Source organism: Spirochaeta cellobiosiphila DSM 17781 (genome assembly GCF_000426705.1).
Classification (GTDB): Bacteria; Spirochaetota; Spirochaetia; order DSM-17781; family DSM-17781; genus Spirochaeta_E; species Spirochaeta_E cellobiosiphila.
In genome coordinates, this window is record NZ_KE384554.1 from 427,594 (window position 1) to 439,480 (window position 11,887).

At 38.0% G+C, this 11,887-nt stretch carries 9 protein-coding genes; 3 read left to right on the plus strand and 6 right to left on the minus strand.

All coding sequences use genetic code 11. The annotated features are described in order from the left end of the window. Positions 1 to 3 precede the first annotated feature (3 nt). From K345_RS0108785 to K345_RS0108795, 3 genes are all read right to left on the minus strand, one after another. Complete coding sequence (locus tag K345_RS0108785) at positions 4 to 1,236, minus strand: S1C family serine protease (RefSeq protein WP_028973843.1); 1,233 nt, start codon at positions 1,234 to 1,236, stop codon at positions 4 to 6. A 74-nt stretch (positions 1,237 to 1,310) separates the two neighbouring features. Then, entirely contained in the window at positions 1,311 to 2,315 is a 1,005-nt protein-coding gene (locus K345_RS0108790) for a hypothetical protein (protein WP_028973844.1), read from the minus strand. Between the two features lie 191 nt (positions 2,316 to 2,506). Further along, positions 2,507 to 3,082 (minus strand): NAD(P)H-dependent oxidoreductase, encoded by a 576-nt coding sequence (locus K345_RS0108795; protein ID WP_028973845.1) that lies wholly within the window; start codon positions 3,080 to 3,082, stop codon positions 2,507 to 2,509. Positions 3,083 to 3,249: 167 nt separating this feature from the next. On the opposite strand from K345_RS0108795, the gene K345_RS0108800 reads away from it, so the two are divergent. After that, complete coding sequence (locus K345_RS0108800; RefSeq protein WP_028973846.1) at positions 3,250 to 3,792, plus strand: TetR/AcrR family transcriptional regulator; 543 nt, start codon at positions 3,250 to 3,252, stop codon at positions 3,790 to 3,792. Between the two features lie 51 nt (positions 3,793 to 3,843). Here the strand turns inward: K345_RS0108800 and K345_RS0108805 are convergent, their stop codons facing one another. The 3 genes from K345_RS0108805 to K345_RS20405 form a co-directional block, all read right to left on the minus strand. Next, complete coding sequence (locus tag K345_RS0108805; RefSeq protein ID WP_028973847.1) at positions 3,844 to 5,913, minus strand: methyl-accepting chemotaxis protein; 2,070 nt, start codon at positions 5,911 to 5,913, stop codon at positions 3,844 to 3,846. 329 nt (positions 5,914 to 6,242) lie between these two features. Beyond that, complete coding sequence (locus K345_RS20400; protein WP_053228169.1) at positions 6,243 to 7,478, minus strand: MFS transporter; 1,236 nt, start codon at positions 7,476 to 7,478, stop codon at positions 6,243 to 6,245. Between the two features lie 179 nt (positions 7,479 to 7,657). Then, positions 7,658 to 9,049 (minus strand): histidine-type phosphatase, encoded by a 1,392-nt coding sequence (locus K345_RS20405; RefSeq protein WP_053228170.1) that lies wholly within the window; start codon positions 9,047 to 9,049, stop codon positions 7,658 to 7,660. Positions 9,050 to 9,159: 110 nt separating this feature from the next. On the opposite strand from K345_RS20405, the gene K345_RS0108820 reads away from it, so the two are divergent. After that, positions 9,160 to 9,360 carry a YwbE family protein gene (locus K345_RS0108820; protein ID WP_028973848.1) on the plus strand — a complete coding sequence of 67 codons (201 nt, stop codon included), beginning with the start codon at positions 9,160 to 9,162 and terminating at the stop codon, positions 9,358 to 9,360. A gap of 153 nt (positions 9,361 to 9,513) precedes the next feature. After that, the gene (gene ptsP / locus K345_RS0108825) at positions 9,514 to 11,880 is read left to right on the plus strand and encodes a phosphoenolpyruvate--protein phosphotransferase (protein WP_028973849.1); all 2,367 of its coding nucleotides are present in this window, start codon (positions 9,514 to 9,516) and stop codon (positions 11,878 to 11,880) included. Positions 11,881 to 11,887 lie beyond the last annotated feature (7 nt).

The window sequence follows — 11,887 nt, forward strand, 5'->3', positions numbered from 1 at the left end:
TAATTACTCCCATTGAAATTGTTCGGGACGCTCTGATAGCACCACGTTGAAAGTTAATGATTTTTTGTTTCTTAGTACAACAACTTTTATTGTTTCACCAGGTTTATTATCTTCCAATGCCGCATAAAGGTCATAAAGATTCTTAACTTCATCTCCATCAATATGGGTGATAATATCTCCCCCCAGATAAATAACTGTTTGTCCAGAGCGAACAGCTTGTGTTCTGTCCCCTCCTTTGATCCCTACCTTGTCTGCATTACCACCGGGAGTAACCCGACTAACCAGAATTCCCTTTGAAGTAGGAAGCTTAGCATATTGCACTAAGGAGGAAAACAATTGTACGGGTATAATATCAATCCAGCCTCTGTTAACTTTACCAAACTTAATAAGATCAGGAATAACTCTTCTAGCAGTATTAACAGGTACGGCAAAGCCAATACCTACGGAACCACCAGAAGGAGAATAGATCATTGTGTTGATACCAATCATTTGACCAAGGGAGTTCAATAAAGGCCCACCAGAATTACCGGGATTAATGGAAGCATCAGTCTGAATCATATCTCTCATGACCAAGCCCTTCTCATTCTTGAGTGGTCGTCCTAAACCAGAGACGATTCCCGTAGTCAGGGTTCGTTCATAACCAAAGGGATTACCTATGGCTAATACCTTTTGTCCCACTTTCAATTGCTCAGAGGATCCTAAGGGGATAGTTACCAGGTCAACATCTTCTGCCTGGATCTTAATAACAGCGAGATCATTTTCAGCATCAGTACCAATAACTTTCCCATCAAATTGATGACCATCAGCCATAGAGACATAGACTTTATAGGCCTTATCCACAACATGTTGATTGGTAAGGATATAGCCTTCTTTATCGAAAATAATACCCGACCCGGATCCCCCTGATTGAGGAACAGGATCTAGAAACCAATTATAAGTAATAACTTCTGTATTAATATTAACAACAGCGGCATTCAGACTATTATACACTTGAATATTCTCCCGCTCATCAGAGGAGTACTGTTGTAGACCATTATTGGTAGGCTGGAGTAAAGGAGGATCTTCAGGAAGCATCTCTGTTGTATTCTTAACAGTAGCTATAGGATCTATATTATCGAGGGGTTCACTGTTATCTTTTGGAAATTTAATAACACCGAATCCTAACGCAAGAAGCAAAGCCAGGCAAAAACTACTGATCGAAAATAATACAACTTGTCCACGAGAATACAATCGCATACACCCCTCCTTTTCTAACTATAATACACTAGCAAATTTGTGAGAAGAGGAGATAGTAGGAAGAACAAAAAACTCTATTTTCTATTCCTATCTAAAAGAGAAGGACCTGTAAGGAAACCAAAGACTCCAGTCGCTAGTAAAAGAACACCCCATATCAGTTCTGACATTCCATATTTTGGTAAATAGGAAAGGAAATATTCTACAAATATATGGGCCATATTATGAACATTCAATGTCAAAGCCAGATTCCCCCATAAACCTATCATCCTGGCTAAAATGATTTGATTGATCCCCATAAGGGCAATCCACATTCGGGATAGAACGCCATAATCTTTCTCTTTAATCGATCGGAATAGATAGTAATGACATACGTATACACCAAGAAAAGGAATGAAAACAACATTAACATTAATCAAAAAGAGGATAAGACCATAGAGGGCTCCGAAGACAAGAGATCCTAAAAAGGAATATCCCAATCCTTTAAACCAGTTTGAATACTCCGGTGATAAAGTAGGGACAGACAAGTCTTTTTGATGGATATGGCATTGATAGTTATTAAAGAAGGTTTGAACCCTATCGACGAAATCCTGTTTATCCATCCCCTTAAGATGGTCAAGAGGAATAGATAATTCTGAATAACCACTGGTTATGGCATTAACAGAAGAGAGAAAACCAGACTCCCCTGCTTCATTCATCATCTTTTGGGTGGCAAATCCCAGATAATGCTGATCATTAATCTGATATTGAACTACATCTGTTACGTCAGCCCAAGGTAGGGTCTGTCCTTTAAATAAACCTTGTAGAAGTATGATTTTGTTATCAATAAGGACTTTGTAATTGCCCATATATTTTTTATAGATAACAACAGCATCTAATAGAATACCCATCAAAATGATAATGGATCTAACAATATTAGCTCTCCAGTATCCTATTTGGAATAGTTCTCCAATAGGAAGAGAGAGCCCTAGAACAATCAAAATTATTCCTATACTGAATAAGAGCAAGAGCTGTTTTAATGATATTTCTAAAGAAGCCTCAAGGAACCAGTCATGAATATTCGTTTTTGGACAATCACTCATTCTTTTATTACCTAACTTTAATTTTATTAATAGATAACAAAGTATACAGTTATATACGCAATTTAACAATAATGTTAGGCTTCAATCGTACTATATTTATATATTAAAACTATCCCCCCGGAAAACCTATCATGGTTAAACAGGAGGATTATTATCATTCACAAACAGTGCTTATATCCTCTCGTCCTTTTTTAAGATAAATGTTTCGATACTCGTTGAAGAAATTTCTCTCTGCTGGCTTTTGAACCACTACTGGTCATAGGGTTATTTAACCATTTAACCTTTTTCAAACCAAGGCTCTTAAGTGTACTGCCTATAAAAGTCTTTTGGATCGCATTACCAGCCAATAGTTTTAAATACCATGTAGGAAACTCAGAAGTAGTAATGACCGTTGTTTTCCGAATATTGGTCAATAACCCTTTTAATCCCACAGAAGTTTCTATATAGGCGTAGTCTTTTAACATAACCTTATCTATAAATCCCTTTACAATAGCCGGCATTTCAAACCACCAGATTGGGAAAATAAAAATCAACTCATCAGAATCTTTTATCATGGTTTGATATTTGTTTACTAATTCATCCTTTGACTTGCCTTTTGAGAACAAAGCTAGATCTCTTTCAGCCAGTACAGGATTAAAATTATCTTTATGTAGATCAATAAGCTGATAGTCCTTTTTTTTCTTTTGTAATTGGGACTCAACTTGATCTAATATCCCCTTATTAAAGCTTCCATGCCAGGGGTGAGCAAACACGATGGTACTCTTCATCTAACAACCTCTCTTGTTATTTTATCTCTATTTGTCAACTGCGCATTTTTGAGCAGTTGTTCATATGTTTCAAAAGGAATATAATCGCCCCAGTACTTCAGGTCAATGTAGAGAAAAGTATTAATACAAATGAGTCTAAGTGTATGAATTTGAACAAAGAGGTATAAATGCTAAAGCAAGAACCTAGCAACAGAAATTCCCTAAGATCTATAAGGTTAATAAGGGACACATTATTATCACTTATGTTAAAGGAATCGTTTCAAAATATATCCATATCCCAGATAACAAAGCAGGCGGGATTAGTGAGGAATACATTTTACTCCCATTTTCAAAAAAAAGAGGATGTTCTCTCTTATCACATGTTTGATTTGTTCAAGGCCAAAATAGAGAACTTAAATCTGGCTTGGGAATCTCAGGAGATCGATTGGATAGCCATCTATTTTGAGTTTTGGAGTGAAAACCTGGAGTTTCTAGAACTTCTCTATAAACAGGATCTATTAGATGTTCTCTATTCCTTTGAATTCCATATAGACAAACTCCATATTAACTCCTATCTAGAGGATATATGCACCATATCTGACAGGGCAAAGAAATATGCGAACTCTGTTTATGTTAATACCATGGCCAGTATGATTAGAAGGTGGATAACAACAGGCAAAGAAGAAACTAACGAAGAGCTCACCAGCATATTCTATGAACTCTTTGAGTAAAACAGGAAAGGAAAAGCTCCTTTATTAGATGAGCTTTTCCTTCTCCCCGATTTAGGCAGTCTTAAAGCCGTCTATCTTGGCGACTAGAGTATCTAAACTATTACGGGAACTTTCTCCAAGTGTTTGGACAAACTGGACGGCTTCATTAATCTGTAAGGCACCGGCAGCCATCTCACTCGTTCCTACTTTGATCTCTTCGGTTACATTATTGAGCTGATTCATCTCAGTTAGAACTTCTTCTGCTCCCGTTGCCATGGCTTTGGAGGAAGAGGTAACAACAGAGCCTTTTTGTTTGATCTGCATAAGAGACTCTAACACCTGTCCGCTTCCTACGACCTGTTCTTCCATGGATTGATTAATCAATTTTTCCTGATTCGCCACATGCTCACTTAATTTATTGACGACTTCAAAACGGCTTGTCGTTACATTAAGAGCATCACCTATACTCTTGATACTTTCCTGAAGGGAAAGGAGAACCTGGGAAATACGACCGCCCTGTAGACTAGAGTCTTCTGCTAATTTACGAATCTCTTCAGCAACAACAGCAAAGCCATTACCTGCATTGCCGGCATGTGCTGCTTCAATAGCCGCATTCATAGCCAATAAGTTGGTTTGTGCGGCAATGCTCTGTATCACTTCAGAGGCCTCACCTAATCCTTCTGAATCAATAAGCATTTGTTGAGCTATATAGCTTGAGTTTTCTATAGCTTCCATCCCAGACAAACTGGCACTAAGAAGCTCCTTCATACTGGCGGCATTCATCTCCAGAGTACTATTCACGGAATTAATATTAGCAGTCATTTCTTCAATAGCACTGGAAGACTCAGTAATATCAGACATTTGATTTTCGATCTGTTCATCTAAATTATCTATGCCTCCTGTAATGGAACCAATAGTTGCAGCCATTTCCTCCACACCTGCGGCCTGGTTAATAATCCTATGTTCTATATTAGTTATGTTTACACTTATCTGCTGTGTAGCCGCTGCTGTTTCTGTCATATGAGAAGCTAAGTCATGATTAACCTCGATAAGATTACGGCATTCTTCCTTTATGGAATTAACAATCGACTGCATACTTTCCATTGTTTTGTTCACATAAAGTCCAACTTGATCAATCTCATCTGATCCTTTGATTTCTATACGTTGAGTTAAATCCCCTGCTCCTTCGGATAGTTTCATTAAGCTGCTAACGGTCCCAGCTAAGCGCTTAATGATTGATTCCACACTCCAATACAAGACAAAGGTCATAACCAGGAGAATGGCTGCAAATATGGATATAATATATAATTGTAAATAATGAAGAGTCCTGAATACTTCATTGTAATCTGCAGTGATTACAAGTATCCAATCGGAAGAAGGCACTATATGATAACTACTAAGTAGGTGCTGACCTTCTAGATGATAATCTTCAAAACCTGTTTGTTCTGATAATATTTTCCGTCCGTATTCATAGTCTATAATATCTAGCTGATTGATCTGGGAGGAATCAGGATGAGCCACAACAAGGCCGCCGGAGTTCGTCAGATAAGCATAACCATGCTCGCCCACGTCGATATCTGTAACCATTTCATCTGATAAAGTGGTTAAGGATATACTGACAATCACAACACCAAGAGGAACTTTGTTTTCTCCAATCAATACAGGGTAAGCCAAGACGCTAATGATACTATTATTATCACTTAAGCTGTGTAAAGGATCGGATATGACAGCATATCCAGCCATGGCTTTAGAAAAATATTCCCGATCAGACACATTGAGATTACTAGTCCCATTCACGATATGCCCCGTACTATCAGCTATAGAAATCGTGTCATATTCCTTATACAACTGGCTTATATCATCCAGACTTTCATTGACAGCCATTACGGCATTGCTATCATCGGGAGCTTGGAGCACTTCCTTGACCTCATAGGAATGGGCGATAAGTTTAACCGCATTCAGACTCTGAACCAACCAGTTATTGATCTGTTCACTACTAACTTCAGCAAGCTGTTCCAATTCAAATTTCTGATTAGAATAAATTTCCTGTGTCATTAGACTAATCATTAAAACGAGAGCTGCTAACACACCAGTAACCACAATGCCTATTGTAGGCAGAAGGATCTTACCTTTAAGTTTCATCATTTCCCTCACATAGATGTTTTTCTTACTTGCTATTGATAACTTTTTTATTTGATCAGTGTAATCGATACACAAGAAAAACATCAATTAATTTTTTATAATATAACGATTTAGCAAAACCTTGGATTCATTCGGATTTTATATGAGTATATCACTATAATAAAAAGACTTAACTGAGCTGGTATGAAAGATTCCCTTGGTGAGGTAGTTTTATTTAAGATAATAAATATTTACTAATACTTCATAAAAGAGAGCACAGGAGCTTCCTCAAAGGTACAAATGGAGTCCAGGATTGATCTGTCTGTGGTCATCAGGGTCATATAATTCTTCTACCGCTTCATAGATATCCTGTTCATGTTTGTTATAGAGCCAGGAACTTCCAAGGTCATGGAGATAATAAAAGATCCCACTCCTATAAGAGCCGCAGCACTAAACAAATATTCAACACCCATAAATTCCCATAGATAGCCCCCTAAAATAGCTATAATGATACTAACTAGGTGATTCATACTTAAGCCTGTAGACAGGGTTACTGTAAATTCCTCATTTGTCTCGGATTTTGTCTTAGCGTATAAGTCACGGGCCATTCCCATAGCAAAAGAAATAGAATCCAAAACAAAAACAACACTAGTGATCACCAAGGCCATCTGATTACTAAATAAATGCCCTGAGAATCCATAGAGAAAACACAATACAATGAGGGCTAGAGAATCCCAGATAAGTACATTCTTATACCCTACCTTATCTAGCATTTTGCCAATAAAAGGAGCTAAGAACATATTCACAATAGACCAGATTCCATACAACAAGGATATGTAAGCGGCACTTGCTCCATATTGTAGTATTAAAACAAAAGGAGCAAAGGTAATAAAAACTTGTTTACGTGCACCGAAAAAGATCTCCAATAAGTAGTATTTTTTATATTTCCTGCTAATAAACAAACGTTTTCGAGGAAGGGATTTATGAGTTTCTTTAATAAGGGAAGTCATGAGGAAAGCTAAAAGAATCAGCAACATACCTATAAAAAAGATGACACGATAACGGGAGAAGGCCTCATTAATACCCAAAGACGTAAGAATAAGCATAACCACAGGGCCTACATAATATCCTGCCGCTTGACCACCATTAAGAAATCCTCTCAAAGTTCCTAGGGCAGCCCCTTCCTGACCGGGATTTGCATAGAACAGAGCAATGGCCTTACGTGCAGGCATCATTAAGTGTTCCCCTATACTCCAAAAGCATACCATGATAATACCGATAACCATGATATCTCCCTTAATAAAGAATCCAGTCATTCCTATAAAAGTGGAGATTAAAGCTATTTTAACAAGGTTTAGTTCGGAAAAACGGTACAATAAGGCCATAACAAGAAAAATGAGAAGACCGGGCATCTCACGAGGGAATTCTAATAAGCCTCTACCTGTTTTTCCAATACCCAATACTTCATGAAGATAGTTATTCAGAATACCCGTATACATTCCAGATATCAATCCAAACAACAATACGGTCATAAGGAAAGGAAGGATTTTGTTATCCTTGAAGGTTTTTGTTAAGCTATTTTTCATTAATTGAACTCTCCACTTCTTCATAAGCCTTATGCATGGCTATTGGGATCAAGAACAGAGAAAGGATAAAGGAAATTTTAAGGCAAGGGAATAAGAATAGGGAAAACAGGGAAGATTTTTCAATAGACCAATACTCACAGCCCAAGCGGACTTGGACTGTGGTTGTTGGAAAAACGAATCTAATATTGTTCTTTTAATATCTGTATATCATCTGTTAGTTCACCTGTCATAGAAAAGCCTAGTTTTTCTATCTTTTGAGTATAATATGATTTAACATCTTCCCAAGAATAATAATATCCAGAGACTGGTTTAATCTGTTCAGGGAAATTGATTTCTACTTCGTTGTAGGTCATTTTCACAAGCTTATCCTGATCATTGCTATAAATGATCCATTGAATATTGGCGGCCATAGGAGAAATATTCTTAATATCCCACAATGCCATAACTTGATTAGGATCATCACAACTAATATTAGCACCTTTGATATCCAAGAAAGCAGCCAAGGGAATAATAGTCTCAGCATGAGCAAATCGAAAGACACCAGCATATGAAGCATCATTATCAACAGAATTGATCATGTCTTTAACAAGGGGGGCAATGATATTAATTTGTATATCCGAATCACTTAAAGAGGGTCCTTTTGCATAGAAATCTTCGATAGCCAAAACACTTTCATACCATTCCAATTGATCATCAGTGAAGTACTTCCTGAAGTTAAGATCACTTTCGGCTCTTAGATTAGCGGATATGATATATAGGTTGTACAGGTTACTGGCAGCAGATTCTGGATTGTCTAATTTAACTCGCCCTTTTTCATCTTTTAACTGGAATTCTCCCCTTTCTAATCGATCGTAGAAGCTTTGAGAAAACAGTTGTGTAAGAACTTCGTGAGTATACTGTGTGCCTTTAGGATTCTTTTCATAGGCTTTGTATAGATCTTCCCAGCCCTCTCCTTCTTCATGTTCCATGAAACGGGGTGCTATATCATAGGGTCTTAAATAGGGGTCTTCCTCTTCCCCATAAACTACATTCTCAGTAATGATTTGACTGCCCCCTTCCTTTAATCCTTTAACAAAATTATCCCGGCTATCTTGGGCACGGCTTTTGAAGGTGGCCTCAGTGCGAATCATCCCTTTGGCTTTCAACAATTCTGGGAAATTCTGATACATTCTTAATCCGATTCCCTGTAGCTCTAAACGCCCCTGCTTCGTTAATTCTCCATAATTACCTGTTTCGATTTTGATAAGTTGGGCGATTTCATGACGCAATTCGTTACCTGTTTCACTAATCTCGTTATCTTCACTGGCAATATTTAATAACTCTAAAAGAGTAATATCATATTTAGCACTGGATAAATGTCTTGATCCATGGCGACCTACATATTCAATAAAGACAGGTTCATACCCTCTGGGGACCGGCGTGTACTCTGTTCCTTTGAAGGGATAGGGCGCTTTTGAAGTTAAATACTCAGGGGAAGAAGAATCATTGCTTGTCCAATGATCACTATTGGTAGCACAGGATTGCAGTAAGAGAAGCATTAATAGGACATAAGCAATAGGCTTTGTTTTCATTATTATTCCTTTTTGTTGTTGGATAATTCAACCTAGCGGGATTAGAAAAGGAGATCAACTTTTTAGCATCTAATTAACACAATTCTCAAAATATAGGATAGCATAAGAGTATGAATGGACAAAATAGAGACAACATTAAACCTGGAATACTTGTTGATATCGTACTAAAACAAGACCAGAGATCAGGAAAACTAACGAGGGGAATCGTAAAGGATCTGTTAACAAAATCATCCTACCATCCCCATGGAATAAAGGTGCGATTAGAATCTGGGGACGTGGGAAGGGTTCAAGTTATTGTACAGGATGATTAGAATGGATGAGGTAAAGGGTTTGGATATCTTAGCCTAGAGAAACTTAAGAATTATGCTTTTATAAGTAGAGTCAAAGTGGTCTTTAGTAAACAATAATAAACAAGAAACGGGAAAAACTTGATTCAATATACTCCCCTAGACTATATTTGAACAATGATAAAGCCCAACCAGCAAGTACTTAAGCTAATTAAAGCTATCGAAGAAATGGCCGCTACTATTAATCCTTCCGTTCCTTTTGAACAAAGAGCCAAAAAGGTAGCAGAGATACTGACCAAGTTCCTCAATGCTAATTCCATAACCATTTATTTACATTCCCATGTTCAGGATATTTATACCGTTTGGCCCGAGTCTTTTGAGAATAAAGAACGAAAAGATCATATATACAACTTTTGGTTAGGCAAAGAAAAAACGTATAAAGGCGAAGTTGGGACTGTTCTAAAACGTGGACGAAATAAAATTGGAGCTATCCTGGGATCATTTGACACTAACGCTCCTAATGAACCGGACTTTAACGATATAAGAAAGGTCATAGCCTTTCATAGTATTGCCCATAGAATATCCCTTATTTTTGAGAATGGCCTTTTACTACAAATGAGAGGGAGGTTTCCTGATCAAAAGGGATGGGACCCCTTCTCCAGAGATATGGATAGGAGAGGCTTACGTTTCTATGGCAAGCAACGTCGCCCCTATCCCTATAGAGATTTTTTTGATGATACAAATGCGGAATTAGAACTTCCACCTCCCCTACCCGAAATGGACGAAGATAGCTCCTCCTCTATTCCTGAATCGCCAATCTTTGCCGAGACAGTATCCAGTGGATTTTTTGAAGGGGATTCAATCCTGTGGGAATCAAATCTGGATATAGATATGGAAGGAGACAAAGAGCTAAAGGTTGAAGACCTGGAAGAAGCCTATAAAGCGACAAAATCCCAACTTATTCAAATAAAACAGGAAGCTTCAGAAAAATTAGATAATGCTGTTGCAGCTATCTTTGATGCCCACCTTCTTATGCTATCTGATGCCCAGTTTTATGGAAGAATTAAGGAAAAGTCAGAAAAGGGAAAACCCATTATAGAAGCCATTCGTGATGTAGTGCAGGAGCTGGAGTCGGTCTTTCAATCCCTGGAAGACAAGGGAATTAGGGAGAAAGCCCAGGATATAAAGGATTTAGGCGCCCGCCTGATTCGTAACTTGCGGGGAGACTCAACAGTATCGGAGCTAAGGTATTCGGACAAAGTCATCCTGGCCGAAGAGATGTTCCCTTCTGAACTGGTAGCATTAGCAGCTCAAAATGTGGGGGCCATTATCTTAATTGATTCAGGAATGACCTCTCACTTATCCATTCTAGCCAGGTCACTTGAAATCCCAACAATGCTGACTTTGGATAGCAGTCTATTAAAAATACCTGATAAGACAAGATTGGCATTAGACCCTTATAACAGTCAAATTCTGTTCAACCCCCAACCTGAGCATATTCAACAATTAAGAATCTATGAGAAGCAGCGAAAACAGGAGATTGATGATGTTTCTGTATTATCAGCTGTTCATTTAAGATTGGAACAACATTTATTAGATGTTATTCCAGCGATCAGGGCTAATGTCAATCTCTATCATGATGCGCAAAGAGCTAAAACCTTATGTGCAGAAGGAATAGGTCTTTATCGAAGTGAATTCCCCTACATTATCCGTAGTGATTATCTGGGAGAGGAAGACCAATATGCCATCTATAGCCGTATTGCTGATACTTTTCCAGAAGCACCTCTCTATTTTAGAACGGCTGATATTGGGGGAGATAAAGAATTATCCTGGAACAAGCAAAATGAAGCGAACCCTTTCTTAGGGGTAAGGGGAATACGTTTTTCTTTATCCAACCCAGAAATGTTTCAAGATCAACTTAGAGCGATGTTACGTGCTGGTTATGAAAGGGATCTTAGAATCATGTTCCCTATGGTATCCGGAGTAGAAGAGATACATTCAGCCAAGGAACATATTAAGAAAGCTATTGATTGTCTTGTTCAGGAAGGATACGACTGTAACAGAAACCCTAAATTAGGGGCTATGATTGAATTACCTTCTGCTGTCATTATAGCAGAAAGATTAGCTGAAGAATTAGATTTCTTCTCAATTGGTACCAATGATTTGGTTATGTACCTATTAGGAGCAGACAGAACGAATGGCAATTTGATTGACCTATACTGTATCCATCATCCCGCTGTTTTAATAACCCTCGATTCTTTGATTAAGCGCTTATCCACGTATGACGTGGAAATAAGTGTGTGCGGGGATTCTGCTTCAGATCCAGCTATGTTGCCCTTTTATCTAGCTCTTAAGATTTCTTCCATTAGTGTCTCTCCTGACAATCTGATTAAGGTCAGGAAATACATCGCCGCTCTAGATCAGGCAAAAGTAGAGGAAATCCATGATAGAATGCTGGCCATAAGAGATAGTGCTGAAATGAATGCCTATGTTAAATCTGTAGCTCAGGAGATAGAAGAAAGAGTCCATGAGCTTTTTGAATAAAGGATAA